Genomic DNA, 21,416 nt, shown 5'->3' with positions numbered 1-21,416 from the left:
GCGCGGATCGGCCCGCGCATCGATGGCAACGACGGCAACGACGCCGTCAGCGGCCCCGGCGGGCGTTGAGCCGGGCAGCCTGGCGCGTCAGGTAATCGCGCTCGGCGAGGTTGGGTGCCTTCTGGGCCGCCTCGACGTACAGCCGTGCCGCCGTCGCCAGGTCCCCGTCGCGCTCGTGGAGGTACGCCGCCACCGCGGCGTGGCGGGGCAGCGAGGCGTCCACCGCCTCGAGCGCCGCCAGGCCGGCGCGGGGTCCGTCGGCCTCGCCGACGGCGACCGCGCGATTGAGCCGGACGACCGGGCTGTCGGTCAGGGCCGCGAGCTCGTCGTACCACTCGACGATCTGCACCCAGTCGGTCTCCTCGGCGGTGAGCGCGTCGGCGTGGAGTGCCGCGATGGCGGCCTGGGCCTGGAACTCGCCCAGCCGGTCGCGGGCAAGGGCCGCCTGAAGGATCCCGATGCCCTCGGCGATCGACTTGGTGTCCCACCGGCCGCGGTCCTGCTCGGCGAGCGGCACCAGGCCGCCGTCGGGCGCGGTCCGGGTGGCGCGCCGGGCGTGGTGGAGCAGCATGAGGGCGAGCAGCCCCGCCACCTCGGGGTGGTCGATCGCGGCCGCGAGCTGCCGGGTGAGCCGGATGGCTTCGGCGGCGAGGTCGACGTCGCCGGAGTAGCCCTCGTTGAAGACCAGGTAGAGGACGCGCAGCACGGTGGCGACATCGCCGGGCTGGTCGAACCGCACGCCGGAGACGGTGCGCTTGGCCCGGCTGATGCGCTGCGCCATGGTCGCCTCGGGCACCAGGTAGGCCTGGGCGATCTGGCGGGTGGTCAGCCCGCCGACGGCGCGCAGCGTGAGCGCGACCGCGGACGAGGGCGTCAGTGACGGGTGGGCGCACAGGAAGTACAGCTGGAGCGTGTCGTCCACGGCGGGCGTGGGCCCGGGCTCCGGCTCCTCGTCGACAAGGTCCTCACGCCGGCGGCGGGCGACGTCCGCCCGCCTCGCGTCGAGGAACCGGCGCCAGGCCACGGTGACCAGCCAGCCCTTCGGGTCCCGCGGCAGGTCGGCCGGCCAGACGCGGACCGCCTCGACCAGCGCGTCCTGCACGGCATCCTCGGCCGCCGCGAAGTCGGCTCCGCGGCGGACGAGGATCCCGAGCACGCTCGGTGTGAGGCTCCGAAGCAGGGCCTCGTTCATTGATGAAAGCACTCCGTGATGGTGGGCTGCGCGGCCAGGAACGGGCGCACCTCGAGCCACTCGTGGATCGGCTTCCCGCCCGCCCCAGGGGCGGCCGACAGCTCCCCGGCCAGCTCGACGGCGCGCTCGTAGCTGTCGACGTCGATGATCATCCAGCCGGCGATGAGGTCCTTGGTCTCCGCGAACGGTCCGTCGGTGACCGGCGGACGCCCCTCACCGTCGTAGCGGACCCACGCCCCCTCGGGCGCGAGCGCCTGACCGCCGACGAACTCGCCGGTCTTCTCCAGCCGGGCCGCGAAGTCGTTCATGTACTGCACATGCGCCGAGATCTCCTCCGGCGTCCACTGGTCCATCGGCACGTCGTTGACCGAAGCCGGGGCGCCGCGGTAGTGCTTCAGCAGCAGGTACTTGGCCATCGTGGTTCTCCTTGGTGCTGGTGCGACCCATTGTGGTCGCGTTCATTACGGGGACGGAGCCAGTCACAGGTTCTCGACATCGCCGTCCGATTTTTTTTGGGCTCTCGTGGATGAGCCCAGGTAAGCCGTCGGTGATCCAGCCGCGTGCGCTGATGTCCAGGGCCTGCCCGCCGAAGCCTTCAGAGGACGCCGACAGACTGATCAAGAATCGAGAAGCGCCGCTCCCCCGGCCGTAGTTAGCGTAACCGCCATGGACATCACCATTCACACGCGAGTCCTCACGCACCATCGCCCGGACGACCCTGGGGTCGCCCAATCCAGGAGCGGCGCTGAGACATCCGCGACCGCAGCAGCGTCGGACAGCTGAGACGAGACCGATCCCAGGTGCACCTTCACAAAGTTCCCTCGATGTTCGGACGCCTCGTTCCCTCCGCATACCGACCAGTGCTCGCCAACCGGGTGTTCCGGCGGCTGATCCTCGGCTTCGCGGTCTCGTACCTCGGGGACGGGATGAGCTTCGTCGCGGTGGCGTGGCTCGCCATCGAGCTCGCGCCGCAAGCCGCCACGGGGCTGTGGGTCGGCGGCGCGGTGGCCGCCTACACGTTGCCGGGCGTGGTCGGCGCGCTGGTGTTCGGCCGCCGCCTGCGCCGGGTGCCGGCCAGACGGCTGCTGCTCGCCGACAACACGGTGCGCGCCGTGTTCCTCGGCGCCGTACCGCTCGCCTGGCTCGCAGGGCTGCTCACCCCGCCCCTGTACGTCGTGGTGCTCGCGGTCTCCTCCCTGCTGCATGCGTGGGGCAGCGCGGGCAAGTACACCCTGCTGGCCGAGCTGCTGCCCGATGAGCAGCGGCTCGCCGCGAACACCCTCGTCAGCTCGCTCAACTTCGCTGCCACGATCGCCGGGCCCGCGATCGCCGGTGTTCTGGTGACGTACGTCAGCTCCGCGCTCGTGCTCGGCCTGGACGCTCTCACCTACCTCTTCCTCGCCGTGCTCATCACGCGCACCCGGCTGCCGGAGTCGGGGGAAGTCTCCGCCGTCGACCAGGCGGCCGCCCGCGGCGGGCTCGCGTTGCTGCGATCCCATCCCGAACTGCTCGGGCTGCTGACACTCACCTGGTTCTTCAACCTGCTGTACGGCCCGGTCGAGGTCGCCCTGCCGCTCCATGTGACGAACGACCTGCACGCACCGGGCACGCTGCTCGGCCTCTACTGGATGCTGTTCGGCATCGGTGCGCTGCTCGGCGGGCTCGCGGCCGGCGCGCTGCGGCGGCTGCCGCTGTGGCCTGTGACGGTGGGCATCGTGCTCGGCTGGGGGCTGTCGCTGCTGCCGTTCGGGTTCCACGTGCCGACGGTCGTCACCGTCGTGTGCTTCGCGCTCGGCGGTGCGGTCTACGGGCCGTTCGTCGCGCTCTCGGTGACACTCATGCAAGCGAAGTCGCCACCGCAACACCTGGCCGCGATGCTCGCAGCCCGCAGCGCGGCACTGCTCACCGCCTCACCGCTCGGCACCGCGATCGGCGGACCGCTGACCGCGGCGCTGGGCCCGCGGGCGACACTCGGCGGCTCAGGACTCGCCACCGTGGCACTCGGCGCCGTGGCCGGCTTGCTGCTACTGACCCGGCGCAGAAACCAGTGAGCGCGTGAACAGGCCGCCCAATCCCGCCAGATCACACTTCTCCACGTCGGCGCACAGAAGCGTGCGACACCTTCCCTCGTTCCCTACTCATGGATATGACTAATCATTTTCTTGAGTATGATGTGGTCCCGGACGAGGAGAGGGAAGGAGCTGCTTCGATGGCCTTGCGACATGCCGTCCTGGCGGCGCTGCTGGACGGCGAATACAGCGGATACCAGCTGTCGAAGGCGTTCGACGTCGGCGTCGCGAACTTCTGGCACGCCCTGCCCCAGCAGCTGTACGCCGAGCTGACCAAGCTGGAGAAGGAAGGGCTGGTCGCGGGCCGACAGGTGGTCCAGGAGACCCGGCCCAACAAGCGACTGTTCCATGTCACCGACGCCGGCCGCGCCGAACTGGAACAGTTCGCCGCGGCCGTCTCGAAGCCCTCGTTCATCCGCGACGACCTGCTGGTCAAGGTCCAGGTCGCGGACCGGATCGGCACCGCGTCAGTGATCGAGCAGCTCGAAGAGCGGGCAGCCGCGGCCGAGGCCAAGATCGAACTTCTCGGCAATCTGCTGCGACAGCTGCGCGGCGACACGGATGAAGAGGAGTTCCTACGCCGAGGTGCGCGAATCGGACCGTACCTGACGTGTCTGCGCGGCCTGACCTTTGAGCAGGGCCACCGGGACTGGTGCCTACGGATCACAGCTGTACTGCGGGAAAGGCAGACGACTGATGCCAAGCGGTGAATACCTGCGCTACGTCGCCCTGGGCGACAGCCAGACCGAAGGGCTGGGCGACGGGGACGACACCGTCGGCCTACGCGGCTTCGCCGACCGGTTCGCCGAGCACCTCACAGCCGTCAACCCCGGGCTCCACTACGCCAATCTGGCCGTACGGGGACGTGTCGCCGGCCAGGTCCACGCCGAACAGCTGGGCCCCGCCCTGGCCCTGCGCCCCGACCTGGCCACCGTCGTCGCCGGGGTCAACGACCTGCTCCGGCCCCGGTTCGACGCCGCAGAAGTGGCCGGCCACCTGGAAGAGATGTTCGCCGCGCTCACCGCCGCCGGGGCCCAGGTGGTGACACTGACCTTCCCCGACGTGGGAAAGATCGCGCCCCTTGCCCGGCCCCTCAGGTCCCGGGTGTTCGACCTCAATTCCCACATCCGCGCTGCGGCCGCCCGCCACGAGGTCACGGTCGCCGAAACCGGACGACATGCCGTAGCCACCGACCCACGGCTGTGGAGCGCGGACCGACTCCACGCCAGTCCCCTGGGCCACGAGCGGATCGCCGCAGCTCTCGCCGAAGCCATCCATCTCCCCGGAAGCGACGACACGTGGACTCGCCCCCTGCCGCCACACACGGTGCCCGGGGGCTGGCAAGCCGCAGCGGCCGAACTGCGCTGGGCGGCCGGGTTCCTCGGTCCCTGGCTCGGACGCCGTCTGCGCGGTCAATCCTCCGGCGACGGCCGGACCGCAAAACGCCCCCAGCTCCTGCCCCTTGACGGGCCCGGTGTGAGTGTGCGAGCACGTCGGAGTCCGAAGGGGGCAGCGGATGGCGGGTGAGGACGACGTCGGCCGGGCGTCTGCCGGGTTCGAGGTGGCTACCGGCTCTGGGCCGCTGCCCGCGGGGAGCGGCCGGGGACGGGAAGCCGCGGTGCAGGCGGCGTATGAGGGGTTGCTGCAGATCCGGCGGCTGATGAACACCTCCGATCGTGTGCCCGCTGAATGGGAACGGCGCCGGCCGATGCGCGCCGTGGCCCTCGCTCTGGAGGCCGCCGGCATTTCACCGTCTGCCACCGACCCGCAGGGGCGCCGCGTCGCTACCGGATATTGCGTCAGTGCGACGGAGCAGGCGGGCATCGTGCGGGTCGAGTGGCTGGGTCCGCCAGGAAGCGGTGCCGCCTATGCGGCTCAGGACGAGTTGAGTGGCTGCGTGGCCGTGCTGGGCCGGCTGGGCTGGGAGGCCCTGGAGTACCGGGGGCCACGCGGCCGCCGGTACCTCGAGGTCGAGCCTGCCTCCCCGCCGCTCGGGTGAGCCGGCAGTCCCCCTCGCGCGTCAGTCCAGGCAGAACTCGTTGCCCTCAGGGTCGGTCATCACGATGAAGCCGGCGCTCATCGGAGGCGCGGGCTCGTGGCGACGCACCCGTGTCGCTCCCAGCGCGACGAGCCGGTCGCACTCGGCCTCCAGCGCCGCCATCCGCTCTTCCCCCTGCAGGCCGGGAGCCGCGCGGACATCGAGATGCACGCGGTTCTTGGCGGTCTTGCCCTCCGGCACCTGCTGGAAGAACAGCCGCGGGCCGTGTCCGTCCGGGTCCTCGACGGCCGATCGTGTGTTGCGCTCCTCCTCCGGTACGCCGACCCGTGCGAGGAAGTCGTCCCACGCGGCCAGCGGGTCGGCGTCCTCGGGCAGGTCGACTCCGGGCGGGCCGGGGTGGACGTAGCCCAGTACGTCGCGCCAGAAGCCCGACAGCGCCCGCGGGTCGTGGGCGTCGAAGGTGATCTGAAGGTGGCGGCTCATCGGGTTGCTCCGTTCGTAGCGGCTTTTGTGTGCGGGTAGAGGTCGCGCGGCAGGCAGATCTCGGACAGGTGGTGGATCAGCTCACGGTGGATGTGCCGCACCAGATCGGAGTCGAGTGCGTCTGCGTCCATGGAGCAACCCTGGCACCCCTAGCGGACGGAATCGGTCCGCTATCTGGCAGGGTGGGCCACATGGACGTGGCAAGCCGAGACGAACGCGGTACGACGGAGCGGGTGCTCACCCTGCTCGGGCTGTTGCAGCGGCGCCGGGTCTGGACGGGACCGGAGCTCGCCGAACGGCTCGGGGTCACACCGCGCACGGTGCGGCGCGACGTCGAGCGACTGCGCGCGCTCGGCTATCCGGTGCAGGCCACCCAGGGTGTCGGCGGCGGCTACCAACTCGGCCCGGGGCAGGACCTGCCACCGCTGCTGTTCGACGACGAGGAGGCGATCGCCACCGCGGTCTCGCTGCTCGCCGGCGCGGGTGGCGCGGTCGTCGGCGCCGGGGATGCCGCACTCCGGGCGCTGACCAAGCTCGACCGGGTGCTGCCCACCCGGCTGCGGCACGAGGTGCGCGCACTCTCCGGCTCGGTGGAGTCCTTCGGCGGAGGCACGGCGCCGGTCGACCCCGTCGTGCTCATGACGCTGGCCAGAGCCTGCCGCGACGAGGTCGAGGCCGACTTCGACTATCCGTCCGGGGGCGAGGTACGCCGGCGGCGGGTCGAGCCCTACCGCCTGGTCGCCTCCGACCGGCGCTGGTACCTCCTCGCGTACGACCTCGAACGCGACGACTGGCGCAGTTTCCGCGTCGACCGGATGACCACCCTATCCGCACGGACCTGGCGCTTCCGCCCGCGCGCGGCGCCCGACGCGGCGACGTATGTGCAGGAGGGCGTATCGAGTCGGGTCTACCCGCATCAGGCCCGCTTCCTCGTCCACGCGTCGGCCGATACGGTGCGCGCGCAGATTCCGGCGTCGGCGGCCGTCGTACGGTCGCGCGGGAGCGGGCGCTGCGAAGTGCTCAGTGGCGCCGCCAGCCTCGACTTCGTGCTGATGCATGTGCTCCTGCTGGGGCACGAATTCGACGTACTCGACCCTCCGGAGCTCGGGAAGCGCTGTCGCGCGCTGGCGGAGAGGCTGCTGTCGGCCGGTGCGACGTTCTCACCGGTGCCGGACCCGGCGGAGTCATGATGTGCCTGTTCAGGGCAGGTGGCCTGAGACACTTCCCTCATGGATGCGGGGATGGCGGGGAACGGAACGCGATCGGGCATAGCGGCGCCCGCGCGGATCACTTCGACGCACACCACGGGCTGGGTGCTGCGTTCCGGGGTGGCGGCGGACATCGAGGCCATCGCGGAGTTGCGGGCCACGGTCATGCGCCCGGATTTGGAACGCCTCGGACGCTACGACGAGCACCGGGTGCGACAGCGGCTGCGGGATTCCTTCTCCGCGCAGCACACGTCGATCATCCTGGTCGACGGTGAACTTGCGGGGTGCGTCACGGTCCGGCCCGCCGAAGGCAGCCGGACCACCGAAGGAAGGCAGTGGCTGGAGCACTTCTACCTTGCTCCGCACCGGCAGGGCCGAGGGCTCGGCTCCGCTGTCCTGCGTACGGTGCTGGAGCGGACCGACGCACAGGGTGTGAGCGTGGGTTTGAACGTCTTGCAGGGCAGTGCCGCCCGTCGGCTCTATGAGCGCCACGGTTTCGTCGTGGAGGCCGAGGACCCGATCGACGTCTTCATGGTGCGCACCACACCGGGGGCCTGACTGCCTGTCCACCGACAGGACGGGGGCGAGAACGGCTGGTCCGGGCGCTCGTGACGACGGCTCTCACGACGGCTCCCAGAATTGCTCTATGCGATGAACGGATCTTCGAGCGTGGGGATGCACGGTGAGAGCAGTGGCTCGGTGTGCTCGGAAACCACGCCGCGGACAAGCCTGAGCACCCGCATGTCGTTCTCCTGCCCGCGCGCTTCGTCGTCGCGGATATGGAGAAGCCCATAAGACCCTGGCGCCACCGCGCCCACGTGCGCGAACAGCTCCATGACATCCTCCGCACCGGACCGGTGATTGGCGTTTCCGCCCAGGTGGACGAACGGCTCCCCGTTCATCCACCTCAGATCGAGCAGGTACGGATCGACAGCTTGCTCGATGCGCCGTCGAAGGCCGTCGACGATGTCGGTCAGCCCGCCCTCTTCCTCCCCGTCGTCGACGGTGGCGCTCGCTCTCACCGTGATCCACCCGTGGTACTCGAACATGACTCGATGCTAGTGGTAGCCCGATTTCCGGCCGGTCGCGGACGCAGCGATGAGTTTTCCCGACCCGGGGAGTCTCACCACCGTTATCGACACCACAGGAGGAACACGTGGCTCAGTTGCTGAGAGTCCAGAACTTCAATGTCTCGAGTGATGGAATCGGCGCCGGTGAGGACCAGAGCCTCGAGAATCCGTTCGGCCACATCGACCCCGGGAGGCTGTTCGCCTGGGCCGGTGCCACGGCGAGCTGGCCCATGCGCACCGACCCCGGTGGGAGCCGGGGCCTCGACGACTACTTCACACGGGATTACGCACGCAATATCGGCGCCGAGATCATGGGCCGCAACAAGTTCGGGCCCCAGCGTGGGCCGTGGCACGACCACGAGTGGCGCGGCTGGTGGGGTGAGGAGCCCCCGTTCCGCACCCCGGTGTTCGTCATGACCCACCACAAGCGTCCTTCGTTCACGCTGTCCGACACCACCTTCCACTTCGTCGACGGCGGCCCGGCCACCGTCCTCGAGCAGGCGCGGGAGGCGGCGCAGGGCAAGGACGTCCGGCTCGGCGGCGGGGTTACCACCGTCCGGCAATTCCTTGACGCCGACCTGGTCGACACCATGCATGTGGTGGTCTCGCCCGTGCGGCTCGGATCCGGGATACGGCTCTGGGAGTCACCCGATGAACTGCTCGACCGATTCCACCTCGAGGTCGTGCCCAGCCCGAGCGGCGTGACGCACCACCTGTTCTGGCGGAGGTGCCAAGGTCGAGGGATCAGCTCTCCGCCGCCAGCCCGTGGCGGCGGAGGAAGGCGTCGACGAGCCGGTCGGTGAACTCCTCGCCGACCGGCTCGCCGGTCACCAGCACCCGGTAGTAGACGGGGCCCATGAGCTGGTCGGTCTCGGCCGCCAGATCCAGATCGGACGGCAACTCCCCCCGCTCCAGAGCGCGTTCCAGCGGGAGACGGTCACGGCGGCGCTGCTCGTCGAGGTATCTGGACCGGAAGTCCTGGGCGAATGCCTGATCGTGCTGCGCCTGCGCGATCAGGGCCTTGAAGACGGCGCCGGGGTCGGACTCGCTGAGGAACCAGGCCAGTCGGTGCAGATAGCCGCGCAGGTCGAGGGCGATGTCACCGGAGTCGTGCACGGTGAGGTCTTCGGCCACGTCCTGGAGGAAGGCGTCCATGAGGACGTCGGTCTTGGTGCTCCACCAGCGGTAGATGGTCTGCTTGGCGACACCTGCCCGCGTGGCGATGCCCTCCATCGTGACGCCCGCGAAGCCCTTCTCCACGAGCAGGTCGTCGGCCGCGTTCAGCACCGCCTGCCGGGCCTGCTCACTGCGTCCGTGCCGATTGCCGTGGTGACGCGGCGCCGGTCGGCCGGTGTCGCTCGCCTCAGCGGTGTGTGTCGCGCGTGCCATCTCGCCTCCCGCGATCAGCATATCCAGTGCTGTTGCCGCGCCACCCTTTCTAGACAAGACTCACCGTTGCGTCTACTCTAGCGTCCATGACATTCACTCACACCCTTGCCGAGCCTCGCGTCGAGGCCGCCATCAGCCGGATGTTCGAGCTGGCCGAGCAGGACGAGGCCACCGCCGCGCGCCTCGGGGCGGAGCTGGCGCTGTCGAGGCCCCCGCAGGAACTCGCCGACGCCGCGGCCGGGATCTACATGCCGATATCCGCCGAGGGCGGGAAGCTGCTCTACAACCTGGTCCGTGCCGTCCGCCCGGCCACGGTCGTGGAGTTCGGCATGTCCTTCGGCATCTCCACGCTCCATCTGGCCGCCGCCGTACGGGACAACGGCACCGGGCGCGTCATCACCACGGAAATGAGCAAGGACAAGATCGCCACGGCCCGCCGGACCTTCGCCGAGACCGGGCTGGACGACCTGATCACCGTGCTCGAGGGCGACGCCCGGGAGACCCTGGCCGCTCTCGAAGGCCCCGTGGACCTCGTCCTGCTCGACGGCTGGAAGGACCTGTGCCTGCCCGTGCTGCGACTACTCGAACCACGTCTGCGGCCCGGCACCCTCGTCGTGGCCGACGACATCGACCAGGGCGAGGGCGAGGGGCCGCTGCGGCCGTATCTCGACTACGTACGCGACCCCGCGCACGGCTACCAGAACGTGACCTTCTCCGTCGAGGACGGCATGGAGATCAGCTGCCGCCTCTGAGACCGCCCGCACACCGCCGTCCAAGGTCGACACGACGAACGGAAGCCGCAGCCTTAGCCTGAAGCGACGAGCCGGTCTCCGGAGGTCTCCATGGGTCACTGGACAAGGCGTGAGGACGAGCGGCTGCTCACCGGCCGGGGCCGGTACGTCGCCGACATGGTGGTGCCGGGGTGCTTGGACGCCGTGTTCGTACGGAGCGACGTGGCCCACGGTGTGCTGCGTACGGTGGACTGTTCCGCCGCCCGTCAGGTGGCGGGCGTGGCGGGGGTCTGGTCCGCTGCCGATCTTTCGGAGTTGCCGGCCTGCCGGCAGGCGGCGGCCGACCTGCAGGATCTGCCCCCGGTGCCGCACACCCTGCTCGCCAGGCTGTCGACGGAGGAGGCGGTGGCCGGCCGGGAGTGGCCGGTGCTGGTCAAGGACCGGGTGCGGTATCCCGGCGAGGCCGTCGCGGTGGTCGTCGGAGAGGACCGGTACCGCGCCGAGGACGGGGCGGCCGAGGTCACCTTCGAGATCGACGCCCTGCCCGCCGTGGTGACGCCGGCCGCCGCCGCGGACGACTCGGTGCGCCTGTTCGAGGGTCTGAGCAATGTGGCGTTCCAGGGAGTGGCCGGGGAGCCGATCGAGGAGTCCGTGTGGCAGGGCGCGGCGGCGGTGGTGGCGGCCCGGTACCGCCAGCAGTTGCTGATGCCCACGCCGATGGAGTGCCGGACCATCCTCGCCGTGCCCGAGGGGGACCGGCTGACGGTGTGGTGCGGACACCAGATGCCCCATCGGCTGCGCCGTGAACTGGCCGCCCTGCTGGACTGGCCCGTCGAGCGGATCCGCGTCGTGGTGCCGGACACGGGGGGTGCGTTCGGTTCCAAGAGCGCGGCGTTCCCCGAATTCGTGGCGGTGGTCTTCCTCGCGTTGACGTTGCGGCGCCCGGTGCGCTGGATCGAGGACCGGCTGGAGTCCATGCTGACCGCCACCCGGGGACGGGGCCAGGACCAGCGGGTCAGGCTCGCCGCCGATGCCGACGGACACCTGCTCGCGTACGAGCTCACCATCGACGCCGACGTGGGCGCCTACCCCCACCTCGGGGTGGGCCTGCCCATGCAGACCGCCTGGATGGCGCCCGGCCCGTACCGTACGCCCCGCGTGCATGCCACCGTGCGCTCGGTACTCACCAACACGATGGTGACCTATCCGTATCGTGGCGCGGGCCGGCCGGAGGCGACGATCGCGCTGGAGCGGTCGATGGACACCCTGGCCCGTCGGCTGCGTATCGACCCGGTGGAACTGCGGCGGCGCAACTTCATCCCGCCCGACAGCTTCCCGTACCGGACCCCCACCGGTCGGGAGTACGACAGCGGCGACTACGCGGCCGCACTCGACCTGGCGCTGGAGACGCTGGGCTACCCGGACTGGCGGGCGGAGCAGGCCCGGCGGCGCGGCGACTCGGGCGCGCTGCCGCTGGGCATCGGCCTGTCCTGCTACGTCGAGCGGTCCGGCGGAGAGCCGGGCGGGTTGCACGAGTTCGCCGCCGTCGAGGCACACGAGGACGGCACCGTCATCGCCCGGTGCGGCGCGGCTCCCAGTGGACAGGGCCACGAGACGACCTTTCCGGCGCTGGTCGCCAAGACCCTCGGCGTCGACGAGGCGAGGGTGCGGCTCGTCGAAGGCGACACCGACGAGCTGCCCCAAGGTCTCGGCTCCTTCGCCAGCCGGTCGGCACAGGTGGCCGGAGCGGCCCTGCAGCACGCTTGCGGGCTGCTCATCGATGAGGCCCGCGACCGCGCCGCCGGGCTGTGGGGGGTGCCGGTGGCGGAGGTGGCGTGGTCCGACGGGGCGGTGTCGCCCGCGTCCGGCGGGTCGGCCATGGGCCTGGCCGAGCTGGTGAAGGACACCGGGCCACTGCGGGTGGACGACCGATTCGAGTCGGGCATGGGTTTCCCCTTCGGTGCCCATGCCGCGGTCGTCGAGGTCGATCCCGAGCTGGGCGTGGTTCAGGTGTTGCGCGTGGTCACCGTGGACGACTGTGGCGTCGTCCTCAATCCCGGGGTGGTGGCCGGGCAGGCGTTCGGGTCGGCCGTGCAGGGCATCGGGCAGGCCCTCTACGAAGGCGTCCCCTTCGACGGGAACGGGGTCCCACAGCTCGCCAACGGACTGCTGGACTATCTGATCCCCACGGTCACCGAGATCCCCCCGATCACGGTCAAGGACACCTGCACGCCCAGCCCCAGCACACCGCTGGGCGCCAAGGGAGCGGGAGAGTCAGGATGCATCGGCACGCCGGCGGCGATCGTCAACGCCGTGGCCGACGCGCTGCGGCTCGCCGACGCCGATCTGCTGCAGATGCCGCTCACCCCGGACGTGGTCTGGCGGGCGGCCCGCGCCCCCGAGCTCCGGGAGTCCGCATGAAGCCCGCCGGTTTCGACTACGCGGTGCCCCGGACCGTGCCGGAGACACTGAACGCCCTCGCCGACACCGCGCGCGACATCAAGGTGCTGGCGGGCGGGCAGAGCCTGATTCTGGAGATGCATCTGCAGCGCATCCAGCCCGACCTGGTGGTCGACATCAACCGGGTCACCGAACTGGACCGGCTCAGCGTGAACGACGGCACGGTCGAGGTGGGCGCGCTGATCCGGCATGGCGCCTTCGAGTCCCCGCAGGCCGTGCCCGGGCCGCTGGGCACCCTGTTCTCGCGCGCCGTCGTCAATATCGCCCATCCGCCGATCCGCGCCCGCGGCACGATGGTGGGCAGCCTGGCCTGGGCGCACCCGGCCTCGGAGTGGTGTGCCATCGCCACCGCCCTCGACGCCGACATCCTGCTCCACGGTCCCGACGGCACGCGCCAGGTCCCTGCGTCCGACTGGTTCCACGGCCCGCTCCTGACCGCGCACCGGCCCGGCGAGTTCATCACCTCCGTACGGTTCCCGCTGCTCGGCGCCGACACCGGCGTGGGCTTCATCGAACACCGGCGGACCCACTTCTGCTTCGCCCAGGTGGCCGTGGCCGCCGCGCTGACCGTACGCGACGGGGTGATCGACGAGGCCCGGATCGGGCTGGTCAACTGCGCCGACCGGCCGGTGCGGGCGCGCGCCGCCGAGCAGGCGCTGACCGGCGCCGATGTCGGTTCCCTCGGTACGGGCCACCGGTTGCCCGACGGCCACCCGTTCCTCCGCGCGGGCCGTATCGCCGCGGAGCAGGACGCCGCGCCCCTGGCCGAGCCGTACGCCGACCTCGAGTACCGACGACATGCCATCGCGGTGCTGGTCGGCCGGACCCTGCGCCAAGCGGCGGAAGGAGTGCCCCAGTGAAGATCACACTCACGGTCAACGGCCGGGCTTACCCGCTCGATGTGGAGCCGCGGCGCATTCTGGCCGACGTACTGCGCGATGACTGCCGGCTGACGGGCACTCACCTCGGCTGCGAGCACGGCGTCTGTGGGGCCTGCACGGTGCTGGTGGACGGCGAGGCCGTCCGGTCCTGCCTCATGCTGGCCGTCCAGTGCGACGGCAGCTCGGTACGCACCGTGGAAGGTCTGGCCGGACCCGATGGCGAGCCCCATCCCCTCCAGCGGGCCTTCTCCGCCGAACACGCCCTGCAGTGCGGCTTCTGCACACCCGGATTTCTCATGGTGGCGGCAGGCGCCCTGGAAGCCGACCCCACGATCGGCGACGACCCGGAGCGCGTACACGGTCTGGTCGAATCCAACATCTGCCGGTGCACCGGCTACGAACCCATCCGGCGGGCCATCATGCGCGCCGCGCGCTGACGAAGAAGCGGCGGCCGTTCGCCGTCCCCAGTGCTGACCGGTTGGCCAAATCGATCCCGGCACGCGACAGAGCGACCAGGTGGGAGAGTCGTTCCCGTTCCCAGTCCGCAAGCCGTCCGGCTGGAAGGTCCTGGCCAGGTGTCCATCCGCGCAGGGCCGCCGCGAGCCCGGCCGCGTCGGCGAACGCCTTCGAGGTCCCCGAGGCGGTATGGGGACGGACTGTTCCAGCGGCGTCGCCGATCAACGCCACATGGTCGGCGATCATCCGGTGCGGCGACAGGTCGAAGACGGGCTGCATGAAGACCTCGGAGCGCCGTACGAGCTCGGCGAACCGCTCCGGAAGCGAGGTGTCCGCCGTGGTGGCGAGCTGTGCGACGGTCTCCGGCAGCGTCTCCCCGGGCGGTACGAAGGTCGTGAACGTCTTTCCGGACCGGCCCGCCAGCAGCCTCGGCAGATCGCGCTCGGCCACATTCATGTACCACACCCAGTTGACGCGCTGGGAGCCCTCCGTCAGCTCGCCGTCGGGACCCGGGACGAGGTAGCAGAGCATCTGCAGACCGTCCGCGCCGAAAAACGTGAACCGGCCCGCCAGCAGCTCCAGCAGATCGGCGGGCAGGGCCGACTCCGGCTCCAAACCTCGCCACGCCACATAGCCGGCGTACGCGGGGCGGCGCCCCGGGTCGAGCAGCCCACGCGTCGCCGAGCCGATCCCGTCGGCGCCCACCAGGAAGTTGCCCTGAGCCGTATACCCATCCGCGAATTCGCCGGTGACCTCGGAACCGTCGACTCGTACCCGCCTCAGCGCACTGTCCAGCCGGTAGCAAACCCGGGAAAGGGGTTCACGCAGCGCCCGGTAGAGGGTGTCCCACGCGGTCATCAGCTGAGGCGCCTCGTACCGGGTGGCCCTGCCACCCCGATGGAGCTGCTGGCGCTCACGCAGCTCCACGCTCACCGATCGTGCGGACATGCCCAGGCGGACCAGAAGTGCCTCCACCTCGGGCTGCATGACGACCCCGGCGCCGCGGGCCTCCATCTTGCCCGCGGAACGCTCGTACACAGCGACTTCGGCGCCCGCGGCCCGCATCTCGTGGGCGGCTGCGAGGCCGCCGACAGACCCGCCGACGACCAAGGCCTTGAACGCCTTCCTCGACTGCATCGGCTGCCTTCCTCACGCTTCCTGACGCCGGCCTCGGGCTTGGTGTGCGGCTATGTGCTTTCCCGCGGCCCATTCGCGGTCCGCATCCCCAGGAACCCGCGGCCGTTCGCCTCGAGAGCCGCGGCGTCCATTCCGTTGTCCAGCAGAAAGCCGACCGGGTCGGGCTGCGCCATGTCGAAGGGGTAGTCGCTGCCGCAGAGGATCCGGTCGGGTGAGGCGTGGGCGCGCAGCAGTCTCAGCGCCTGAGGATCGTGGGTGATCGTGTCGAAGTACAGCAGCCTGAAGGACTCCGCGGGCGGCCGGGTACTGCCCCGGTGAACGTCGTCGCGGGACCGCCACCCATGGCCCCACCGCCCGATCAGGGACGGTGCGCAGCCTCCGCCGTGCACGAAGCAGATCCGCGGATCGGGCAGGTCCTCCAGGACGCCGCCCAGGAGGACCGAGGCCACGGCGGTCGTGGTCTCCACCGGATTGCCGATCAGGTTGACCAGGTAGTGGTGGTCCCATTCCGGGCGCGGCAGTTGCATGGGGTGCATCAGCACGGACAGGCCGAGCTCGGCGGCCACGCCGAGCACCTCCCGCAGGACGCCCCCGTCATAGGACCGGCCACCTGCCACGGGCGGGACGGCGATGCCGGCGACGCCTTCCGCCCCGGCGAGCCGCGTCAGCTCCCGCCGGGCCGCGGCCACGTCATCCAGCCGCACCAGACCGAGCCCGACCAGCGTTCCGTCGGTGTTGGACACGGCGTCGGCGAGTTGCTGGTTGTAGGCGGCCACGTAGTCATCCGCCTCGGCCGGCGCGTGGACGGGGAAGGCGAAGGGCGGTGCCGAGATGACGCGCACGCCGAGCCCCGCTTCGCGCGTGTCGGCGACGATCGTGTCGATGTCGGTCATCGCCGCGGTCGGAAATGACAGGGGAATGTCGCCGAGGAACAGTGCGCCACCTCGGTCGTTCATGCCGCCGAGCGGATTCCCGGGCGGGAGGGCGAGCAGTTCGCGCGGCAGCCAGTGCGCGTGAACGTCAACGACTCCAGCGCGGATATCACCGTGTACAGCCATGCCGTTCTCCTTGACCGGCCCCGGAGCGGCGCTGCGCCTCCACTGCCTCAACGTACACACCAGGGCCGTCCCGCGCGCAATCAGAACCGTACGACGAGCACGCGCGTCCCGCACCCAGCGTTGGAAACTCCTGCCGAGGAGGGGCATGGTGGAAAACACCCAAGGCCCATCGGCGGGCAACGCAGAACCTGGAAGAAGTGGTCCGAGCCGGATGATTGTGGCGGTCATGTTTGCCGTGCTGGCTGCCGGCAGCAACGCGGTGGGAACCGTGCTGCAGCGAAGTGCGGCGTTGCGGGTGCCCAGCTCCCCGGCGCGGCTCGGTCTCATCCGGCAGCTGCTGCGCAGCCCGGTCTGGCTCGGGGGCATTCTGGGGGTCGTCTTCGCCGCGCTCTTCCAGGCTCTGGCCTTGAACGCGGGGACTCTGGCGGCGGTCCAGCCCGTCTTCGTCCTCGAGCTTCCGCTTGCTCTCCTGGTCGGCAGCGCCGTCTTCCGGGTGCGGGTGTCGCGCAAGGCGTGGTCCTGCGTGGTGTGCATCTTTGTGGGCCTGGCCATCACTCTGTTCTCCGTCTTCCCCTCCGGAGGCCGCACCCAGGTGCCGGGAATCTGGTGGGTGCCGACGCTCGTCGGTGTCGGCGGGGCCGGGACCGTACTCGTTCTGGCCGGGCTGCGGCGCCCGCATGGTCTGGCGCGGGCGGCTTGTCTGGCGACCGCGGCCGCCATCGGCAACGCGCTCACCGCGGCATTGGTCAAGTCCGCCATGGGCATTCTCAGCGAAGAGGGAGTGGCGAAATTCTTCCTCGCCTGGCAGACCTACGGTTTCGCAGCCGTCGGATCGCTCTCCATCCTCCTGCTGGGGTACGCCATGCAAGGAGGCCCACTGATCGCGTCCCAGCCGGCCCTCACACTCGGGGACGCCATGGTCAGCTTCTGCCTCGGTATCACGCTCTTCGCGGAGTCGCCGCGGCTGGGGCTGTGGCTCCTGCCCACGTTGTTCGGCGTCGCCCTGCTCTGCTACGGCGTCTTCGCCCTCTCCCGCACCCGGTGCCTGGCGAAGTGTGTCGACCCGGATGAGAAGGCACCACGGCAAGAAGAGCAGCCCGCCACCGCACGCATGTGACGGAACGACGCGGCTACCGGATGTGGTCACGCATGTCAGTGTCCGTCGGCCCGGCCCAAGATCCCCTGTGAGAAGCCACAGTCTTCGTCGCTCACACTGGGTGATACGACATGGCGTACGGACGACACGTCGCTCACCCTGAGGTGCCCAGGAGCCCGAGGCCGTCGGCCCGCTCCTGCGTCATTGCACCACCTCGTGTCAGGAGAGCGTCATGTCGAGCCCCCCGAAGGCGATCGATTCCGCGGAGTCACAGCTCACCGAGCTGGAGCGGCGACACCGCCGTTTCGTCTGGCCGGCCGTCGTCGTGTTCGTCGGCGGCTATCTCACCACCATGGCGGTGGTGGCCTACCGGCCACATGCGATGGCCGCCGCCGTGTTCGGCCGGCTCAACGTGGGCTATCTGCTGGTGCTGGGAAACTTCGCCCTGACCTTCCTCGTCGCGGTCGCCTACCGCTGGTACGCCGAGCGCAGGCTGGATCCGCAGGCGCGACGGGTGCGTGAGGCGATGGCCGGACGGTCGCCGGAGGGTGTGCTGTGAGCCACCGCGCCCTGTCCATCGCCCTGTTCGCGGCGTTTGTCGTCGCGACCGTCGCCATCAGCTATGTGGCGGGTCGGCGCACCCGGTCCGCTTCCGACTTCTACGCCGCCGGCCGGCGGATCCGCGGCTGGCAGAACGGCATCGCCGTGGCCGGCGACTATCTGTCCGGGGCGACGTTGCTCGGAGTGACCGGCCTGATCGCGCTCTACGGATTCGACGGGGCCGTATATCTGGTCGGCTTCCTGGTGGCGTTCCTGGTGGTGCTGGTGCTGATCGCCGAGTTGCTGCGCAACACCGGCACCTACACGATGGCCGACACCCTGGCGTTCCGGTTGCGCCCGCGTCCGGTGCGCGCCGTCTCCGCCGTGTCCACCATGGTCATCAACCTCTTCTATCTGACCTCGCAGATGGTCGGCGCCGGTGGTCTGATCGGCCTGCTGCTCGGCCTGCACGGCACCGTGGCGGGTGGCATCGCCATCGGCTCGGTCGGCGTCTTGATGATTCTCTATGTCACCGTCGGCGGCATGATCGGCACCACCTGGGTCCAGATCATCAAGGCGGTGCTGCTGTTGGTCGCCACCGCCCTGCTGACCCTGCTGGTCCTGGCCCGCTTCGACTTCTCGGTCGGCCGGCTGCTGGAGAGCGCTGCCCAGGCGTCCGGCGATGCGGACCGGTATCTGAGCTCCGGCTCCTACTTCACCAACAAGCTCGACCTCGTGTCGCTGAGCCTGGCCCTGGTGCTCGGCACAGCGGGCCTCCCGCATGTGCTGATGCGTTTCTTCACGGTCCGCGACGCCAGGTCCGCGCGCGCGAGCTCCAACTGGACGATCGGCATCGTCGGCGTCTTCTACCTGGGGCTGATCGTCCTCGGGCTGGGCGCCGCGGCGCTGGTGGGCCCGGCCGCGATCAAGAAGGCGGACAGCAACATGGCCACCCCCTTGCTGGCGCGGTTCCTCGGCGGCGGGCAGCACAGCATGGGCGGTGCGCTGCTGATGGCGGTAATCGCGGCGGTCGCGTTTGCGACGATCCTGGCCGTGGTCGCCGGGCTCACCCTCACGGCTTCGGCGTCGTTCGCACATGACTTCTACGCCGGTGTGCTGCGCCATGGAGCGTCGGACGAACGGCGCGAGGTCGCCGTCGCCCGCAGGACGGCCATCGTGCTCGGCGTGGTCGCCGTCGCGTTGGCGATCGGGTTGCAGAAGGTCAACCTCGCGTTCCTGGTGGGCGTGGTGTTCGCGCTGGCGGCGAGCGCCAATCTCCCGGTCCTCGTCCTGTCCCTGTACTGGAGGCGCTTCAACACCGCGGGCGCCGTCACCGGCACCTTGGTGGGGTTGGTGTCCAGCGTGGTGCTCGTCGCCGTCAGCCCGACCGTGCTCGGCCCCAGCGGACTGTTTCTGCACCACGTGACGCCGTATTTCCCACTGTCGAATCCCGGCATCGTGTCGATTCCGCTGGCATTCCTGTCCGCGATCGTGGCCACGTTGCTCACCGGGCGTGAAGAGCAGAGCCCTGACTTCGACGAGCTACGGCTACGTGCCCTGACCGGGTACGAGACCGCTGAGCGCGGTCGGCCGTAACCCGCTCACCGTCGCGGATCATGCGTGCGGCGCTCGGCGCCACTCCCCCGCACATGTCACAACCCCCAGGTATTGAGGGTTCACCTGTGAGGTGCCACAGTCACCGGGTGGGAAAGAGCGCCGCTGATCGCCATGCCGAACTCAGGACCTGGCTCGGTGGTATCGCGGCACTCGCCGAGGCGGTGACCAGTGCCGGGAGTGTGCGCTCCCTGCTCGACCTGGTGGCCAAAACGGCCTGCCGCCTGATGGGGTACGACTTCTGCGCCGTGCTGCTGCCGGACTCCCGGCGCGAAGTCCTCGCCATCCAAGGAGCGTGCGGCCTCTCGCCCACCTATATCGCGGGGGTGAACGCCCAGCACCCCGTACGCATCGGGTCGGGACACCCCGGAGAGGCACCTTCCAGCCGGGCGTTCCGGACGGGCCGGGCGGTCGCACTGAGCGACATCTCCGCCGAGACCGACTACGCGTGGGGCGGCGTCGCCGATGAACAGGGCTACCGCTCGATCATCGCCGTACCGTTGACGACCACCGGCTCCTGTCTCGGCACGCTCACCTGCTACCGGGCCGAGGTGCACCGCTTCTCCGAAGACGAGCAGGAACTGCTCACCACCCTGGCGAATCAGGCCGCCATCGCGATCGAGACAGCCCGGCTCCGGGAGAGGGAGCGGCGCACCATCGGTGAACTGCGGCAGCTCAACGACTCGCTGCGCGAGCAGCACGCGCTGCTGCAGCGGACGGGAGACATTCACCGCCAGCTGACCGAGGTGGCCCTGCGCGGCGAGGGTGTCGACGGGGTCGCTCGGGCCCTGGCCGCGCTGCTCGGCCGCCCGGTGCTCTTCGAGGACCCGTACGGGGGCGCGCTGGCCGCCGCTGGTCCCGACGGTGCCGTGCCCCGCGATCGGTTCGACGGGATCGAGCACATCGCGACACTGCGCCAGTCGATCGCCCACGACCCGGCCGCCGGGACCGTCGAGGTGCGCGCGGGCGCTGCCGGGAGGCCGTGGGTGACGTCCCCGGTGGTGCTCGACAAGGATGTCGTCGCACGGATGTGGATCCCCGGAGAGTCGGCGGAGTTGGGGCCGCTCGGCCGCCGGGCCATTGAGCACGCGGCCGTGGTCGCCGCCCTCGAAATGCTCCGGGGGCGCACGGCTGTCGAGGTGGAGTGGCGGCTGCGCGGCGAGTTGCTGACCGACCTGCTCGCCCAGTCGCCCGCCGCCCTGGCCACCATTGTCGCCCGGGCCGGCCGACTCGGCCACGATCTGCACCGCCCGCACGCCGTGCTCGTCGTCCGGGCCGACAGCGCTCCCGAACCCGACCCGAACCGGCGGGTCGACGCACAGCGTCAGGTGCTGTCGGCCGTCCACGCGGTGGCATCCGGGCAGAGCCCTCGCCCCCTGGCCGCCCGCCACGGCGATGACGTCGTCGTGCTGTGGCCCCTGGACGGGCCGGCCGTCGACGGTTCCGCCCAGGGCTCGGCGCCGACACCCGCGGAGGTCGCGCCGGGAACGGTCGCGCCCGAGACGGTGGCGGCCGCCGACGCCATCCGCGGGGCCGTCGCGCGCACGGCGCCGGTCACGGTGACCGTGGCCGTCTCCCGGCCGTGTACCGACCTGGCCGGTTACCCCGCCGCGTTCCGCACCGCGCGAGGCATGCTGACGCTCACCCGGCTACGCGGCGGCCGCGACCGAACGGTGGAACTGGGCGATCTGGGGGTGCATGGCCTTCTTCTGCAGCTGGAAGACCCGTCCGAGCTGCTGCGATTCGCGGATCGTACGCTCTCCCCGATCCTCGACTACGACCGCAGACGCGGCACCCGGCTGCTGCACACCCTGCGCACCTATCTGTCCCATGAGCTCAGCACCGCCCGAACCGCCGAAGCGTTGTTCGTGCACCCGAACACCGTGAGCCTGCGGCTCAAACGCATCGAAGACCTGCTCGACGTCAATGTGGCTCAGCCCGATTCGCTGCTGCAGCTCACCGCCGCACTCGCGGCAGCCGATGTCGGCGGCACAGCTCATCTCGCACAGTCTCTTTGAACATCTCCACAACCG

22 protein-coding genes and 1 pseudogene are annotated in these 21,416 nt (G+C 70.4%); 15 read left to right on the top strand and 8 right to left on the bottom strand.

Annotation, left to right across the window (positions count from 1 at the left end):
- Nucleotides 1-46: 46 nt before the first annotated feature.
- Together ACFV2X_RS06160 and ACFV2X_RS06155 are read right to left on the bottom strand one after the other, a co-directional pair.
- Nucleotides 47-1,192, bottom strand: coding sequence for an RNA polymerase sigma factor (locus ACFV2X_RS06160; protein ID WP_385612042.1), 1,146 nt, complete (start codon nucleotides 1,190-1,192; stop codon nucleotides 47-49).
- The gene (locus ACFV2X_RS06155; RefSeq protein WP_089505971.1) at nucleotides 1,189-1,608 is read right to left on the bottom strand and encodes a YciI family protein; all 420 of its coding nucleotides are present in this window, start codon (nucleotides 1,606-1,608) and stop codon (nucleotides 1,189-1,191) included. Before ACFV2X_RS06155 ends, ACFV2X_RS06160 begins: the two co-directional genes overlap by 4 nt.
- Nucleotides 1,609-2,016: 408 nt before the next feature.
- On the opposite strand from ACFV2X_RS06155, the gene ACFV2X_RS06150 reads away from it, so the two are divergent.
- The 4 genes from ACFV2X_RS06150 to ACFV2X_RS06135 all read left to right on the top strand — a co-directional run bounded on the left by ACFV2X_RS06150 (nucleotide 2,017) and on the right by ACFV2X_RS06135 (nucleotide 5,260).
- Nucleotides 2,017-3,243 carry an MFS transporter gene (locus tag ACFV2X_RS06150; protein WP_385612039.1) on the top strand — a complete coding sequence of 409 codons (1,227 nt, stop codon included), beginning with the start codon at nucleotides 2,017-2,019 and terminating at the stop codon, nucleotides 3,241-3,243.
- Between the two features lie 158 nt (nucleotides 3,244-3,401).
- A complete protein-coding gene (locus tag ACFV2X_RS06145; protein ID WP_385612036.1) occupies nucleotides 3,402-3,971 on the top strand; it encodes a PadR family transcriptional regulator in 570 nt (189 codons plus the stop codon).
- Complete coding sequence (locus tag ACFV2X_RS06140) at nucleotides 3,958-4,788, top strand: SGNH/GDSL hydrolase family protein (protein WP_385612034.1); 831 nt, start codon at nucleotides 3,958-3,960, stop codon at nucleotides 4,786-4,788. The genes ACFV2X_RS06145 and ACFV2X_RS06140 overlap by 14 nt, the downstream gene beginning before the upstream one ends.
- Nucleotides 4,778-5,260, top strand: coding sequence for a hypothetical protein (locus ACFV2X_RS06135; RefSeq protein WP_385612031.1), 483 nt, complete (start codon nucleotides 4,778-4,780; stop codon nucleotides 5,258-5,260). Before ACFV2X_RS06140 ends, ACFV2X_RS06135 begins: the two co-directional genes overlap by 11 nt.
- A 21-nt stretch (nucleotides 5,261-5,281) precedes the next feature.
- Here the strand turns inward: ACFV2X_RS06135 and ACFV2X_RS06130 are convergent, their stop codons facing one another.
- Together ACFV2X_RS06130 and ACFV2X_RS06125 are read right to left on the bottom strand one after the other, a co-directional pair.
- Entirely contained in the window at nucleotides 5,282-5,743 is a 462-nt protein-coding gene (locus ACFV2X_RS06130; RefSeq protein WP_385612028.1) for a VOC family protein, read from the bottom strand.
- Entirely contained in the window at nucleotides 5,740-5,874 is a 135-nt protein-coding gene (locus ACFV2X_RS06125; protein WP_385612025.1) for a hypothetical protein, read from the bottom strand. The genes ACFV2X_RS06130 and ACFV2X_RS06125 overlap by 4 nt, the downstream gene beginning before the upstream one ends.
- A 60-nt stretch (nucleotides 5,875-5,934) precedes the next feature.
- Between ACFV2X_RS06125 and ACFV2X_RS06120 the strand changes: the two genes are divergently transcribed.
- Together ACFV2X_RS06120 and ACFV2X_RS06115 are read left to right on the top strand one after the other, a co-directional pair.
- The gene (locus ACFV2X_RS06120; protein ID WP_385612022.1) at nucleotides 5,935-6,933 is read left to right on the top strand and encodes a helix-turn-helix transcriptional regulator; all 999 of its coding nucleotides are present in this window, start codon (nucleotides 5,935-5,937) and stop codon (nucleotides 6,931-6,933) included.
- Nucleotides 6,934-6,984: 51 nt separating this feature from the next.
- Entirely contained in the window at nucleotides 6,985-7,509 is a 525-nt protein-coding gene (locus tag ACFV2X_RS06115) for a GNAT family N-acetyltransferase (protein WP_385612020.1), read from the top strand.
- A gap of 86 nt (nucleotides 7,510-7,595) precedes the next feature.
- Here the strand turns inward: ACFV2X_RS06115 and ACFV2X_RS06110 are convergent, their stop codons facing one another.
- Nucleotides 7,596-8,000 (bottom strand): Imm7 family immunity protein, encoded by a 405-nt coding sequence (locus ACFV2X_RS06110; protein WP_385612017.1) that lies wholly within the window; start codon nucleotides 7,998-8,000, stop codon nucleotides 7,596-7,598.
- A gap of 107 nt (nucleotides 8,001-8,107) precedes the next feature.
- On the opposite strand from ACFV2X_RS06110, the pseudogene ACFV2X_RS06105 reads away from it, so the two are divergent.
- A pseudogene (locus ACFV2X_RS06105) lies at nucleotides 8,108-8,749 on the top strand (dihydrofolate reductase family protein); the annotation flags it as partial.
- 16 nt (nucleotides 8,750-8,765) lie between these two features.
- On the opposite strand, the gene ACFV2X_RS06100 reads toward ACFV2X_RS06105, so the two are convergent.
- Entirely contained in the window at nucleotides 8,766-9,410 is a 645-nt protein-coding gene (locus ACFV2X_RS06100) for a TetR/AcrR family transcriptional regulator (protein ID WP_385612015.1), read from the bottom strand.
- 86 nt (nucleotides 9,411-9,496) lie between these two features.
- Here ACFV2X_RS06100 and ACFV2X_RS06095 point away from each other — a divergent pair, with 86 nt between their 5' ends.
- The 4 genes from ACFV2X_RS06095 to ACFV2X_RS06080 all read left to right on the top strand — a co-directional run bounded on the left by ACFV2X_RS06095 (nucleotide 9,497) and on the right by ACFV2X_RS06080 (nucleotide 13,919).
- A complete protein-coding gene (locus ACFV2X_RS06095; RefSeq protein WP_385612013.1) occupies nucleotides 9,497-10,162 on the top strand; it encodes an O-methyltransferase in 666 nt (221 codons plus the stop codon).
- A gap of 90 nt (nucleotides 10,163-10,252) precedes the next feature.
- On the top strand, nucleotides 10,253-12,562 hold the full coding sequence (locus ACFV2X_RS06090) for a xanthine dehydrogenase family protein molybdopterin-binding subunit (RefSeq protein ID WP_385612010.1): 2,310 nt from the start codon (nucleotides 10,253-10,255) through the stop codon (nucleotides 12,560-12,562).
- Nucleotides 12,559-13,461 carry an FAD binding domain-containing protein gene (locus ACFV2X_RS06085; protein WP_385612008.1) on the top strand — a complete coding sequence of 301 codons (903 nt, stop codon included), beginning with the start codon at nucleotides 12,559-12,561 and terminating at the stop codon, nucleotides 13,459-13,461. The genes ACFV2X_RS06090 and ACFV2X_RS06085 overlap by 4 nt, the downstream gene beginning before the upstream one ends.
- Nucleotides 13,458-13,919 (top strand): (2Fe-2S)-binding protein, encoded by a 462-nt coding sequence (locus ACFV2X_RS06080; RefSeq protein ID WP_385612006.1) that lies wholly within the window; start codon nucleotides 13,458-13,460, stop codon nucleotides 13,917-13,919. The genes ACFV2X_RS06085 and ACFV2X_RS06080 overlap by 4 nt, the downstream gene beginning before the upstream one ends.
- Here the strand turns inward: ACFV2X_RS06080 and ACFV2X_RS06075 are convergent.
- A complete protein-coding gene (locus tag ACFV2X_RS06075) occupies nucleotides 13,900-15,075 on the bottom strand; it encodes an FAD-dependent monooxygenase (protein WP_385612004.1) in 1,176 nt (391 codons plus the stop codon). The genes ACFV2X_RS06080 and ACFV2X_RS06075 overlap by 20 nt on opposite strands.
- Nucleotides 15,076-15,125: 50 nt before the next feature.
- The gene (locus tag ACFV2X_RS06070) at nucleotides 15,126-16,133 is read right to left on the bottom strand and encodes an amidohydrolase family protein (RefSeq protein WP_385612001.1); all 1,008 of its coding nucleotides are present in this window, start codon (nucleotides 16,131-16,133) and stop codon (nucleotides 15,126-15,128) included.
- 211 nt (nucleotides 16,134-16,344) lie between these two features.
- Here ACFV2X_RS06070 and ACFV2X_RS06065 point away from each other — a divergent pair, with 211 nt between their 5' ends.
- The 4 genes from ACFV2X_RS06065 to ACFV2X_RS06050 all read left to right on the top strand — a co-directional run bounded on the left by ACFV2X_RS06065 (nucleotide 16,345) and on the right by ACFV2X_RS06050 (nucleotide 21,401).
- The gene (locus tag ACFV2X_RS06065; RefSeq protein ID WP_385611999.1) at nucleotides 16,345-17,250 is read left to right on the top strand and encodes a DMT family transporter; all 906 of its coding nucleotides are present in this window, start codon (nucleotides 16,345-16,347) and stop codon (nucleotides 17,248-17,250) included.
- 211 nt (nucleotides 17,251-17,461) lie between these two features.
- Entirely contained in the window at nucleotides 17,462-17,788 is a 327-nt protein-coding gene (locus tag ACFV2X_RS06060) for a DUF485 domain-containing protein (protein ID WP_385611997.1), read from the top strand.
- Nucleotides 17,785-19,365, top strand: coding sequence for a cation acetate symporter (locus tag ACFV2X_RS06055; RefSeq protein WP_385611994.1), 1,581 nt, complete (start codon nucleotides 17,785-17,787; stop codon nucleotides 19,363-19,365). The genes ACFV2X_RS06060 and ACFV2X_RS06055 overlap by 4 nt, the downstream gene beginning before the upstream one ends.
- A 107-nt stretch (nucleotides 19,366-19,472) precedes the next feature.
- Nucleotides 19,473-21,401 (top strand): helix-turn-helix domain-containing protein, encoded by a 1,929-nt coding sequence (locus ACFV2X_RS06050; protein ID WP_385611991.1) that lies wholly within the window; start codon nucleotides 19,473-19,475, stop codon nucleotides 21,399-21,401.
- Nucleotides 21,402-21,416 lie beyond the last annotated feature (15 nt).

The sequence above is a fragment of the Streptomyces sp. NPDC059679 genome (genome assembly GCF_042734105.1).
In the GTDB taxonomy this organism is placed as follows: Bacteria; Actinomycetota; Actinomycetes; order Streptomycetales; family Streptomycetaceae; genus Streptomyces.
Note: the sequence above shows the minus strand (reverse complement) of the source record. Positions and strands in the feature narration are given on the sequence as shown.

Bases quoted from the DNA above. Each gene is read 5' to 3' on its own strand.
- ACFV2X_RS06160 (WP_385612042.1), bottom strand. From the start codon at position 1,192: ATGAACGAGGCCCTGCTTCGGAGCCTCACACCGAGCGTGCTCGGGATC.
- ACFV2X_RS06155 (WP_089505971.1), bottom strand. From the start codon at position 1,608: ATGGCCAAGTACCTGCTGCTGAAGCACTACCGCGGCGCCCCGGCTTCG.
- ACFV2X_RS06150 (WP_385612039.1), top strand. From the start codon at position 2,017: ATGTTCGGACGCCTCGTTCCCTCCGCATACCGACCAGTGCTCGCCAAC.
- ACFV2X_RS06145 (WP_385612036.1), top strand. From the start codon at position 3,402: ATGGCCTTGCGACATGCCGTCCTGGCGGCGCTGCTGGACGGCGAATAC.
- ACFV2X_RS06140 (WP_385612034.1), top strand. From the start codon at position 3,958: ATGCCAAGCGGTGAATACCTGCGCTACGTCGCCCTGGGCGACAGCCAG.
- ACFV2X_RS06135 (WP_385612031.1), top strand. From the start codon at position 4,778: ATGGCGGGTGAGGACGACGTCGGCCGGGCGTCTGCCGGGTTCGAGGTG.
- ACFV2X_RS06130 (WP_385612028.1), bottom strand. From the start codon at position 5,743: ATGAGCCGCCACCTTCAGATCACCTTCGACGCCCACGACCCGCGGGCG.
- ACFV2X_RS06125 (WP_385612025.1), bottom strand. From the start codon at position 5,874: ATGGACGCAGACGCACTCGACTCCGATCTGGTGCGGCACATCCACCGT.
- ACFV2X_RS06120 (WP_385612022.1), top strand. From the start codon at position 5,935: ATGGACGTGGCAAGCCGAGACGAACGCGGTACGACGGAGCGGGTGCTC.
- ACFV2X_RS06115 (WP_385612020.1), top strand. From the start codon at position 6,985: ATGGCGGGGAACGGAACGCGATCGGGCATAGCGGCGCCCGCGCGGATC.
- ACFV2X_RS06110 (WP_385612017.1), bottom strand. From the start codon at position 8,000: ATGTTCGAGTACCACGGGTGGATCACGGTGAGAGCGAGCGCCACCGTC.
- ACFV2X_RS06100 (WP_385612015.1), bottom strand. From the start codon at position 9,410: ATGGCACGCGCGACACACACCGCTGAGGCGAGCGACACCGGCCGACCG.
- ACFV2X_RS06095 (WP_385612013.1), top strand. From the start codon at position 9,497: ATGACATTCACTCACACCCTTGCCGAGCCTCGCGTCGAGGCCGCCATC.
- ACFV2X_RS06090 (WP_385612010.1), top strand. From the start codon at position 10,253: ATGGGTCACTGGACAAGGCGTGAGGACGAGCGGCTGCTCACCGGCCGG.
- ACFV2X_RS06085 (WP_385612008.1), top strand. From the start codon at position 12,559: ATGAAGCCCGCCGGTTTCGACTACGCGGTGCCCCGGACCGTGCCGGAG.
- ACFV2X_RS06075 (WP_385612004.1), bottom strand. From the start codon at position 15,075: ATGCAGTCGAGGAAGGCGTTCAAGGCCTTGGTCGTCGGCGGGTCTGTC.
- ACFV2X_RS06070 (WP_385612001.1), bottom strand. From the start codon at position 16,133: ATGGCTGTACACGGTGATATCCGCGCTGGAGTCGTTGACGTTCACGCG.
- ACFV2X_RS06065 (WP_385611999.1), top strand. From the start codon at position 16,345: ATGATTGTGGCGGTCATGTTTGCCGTGCTGGCTGCCGGCAGCAACGCG.
- ACFV2X_RS06060 (WP_385611997.1), top strand. From the start codon at position 17,462: ATGTCGAGCCCCCCGAAGGCGATCGATTCCGCGGAGTCACAGCTCACC.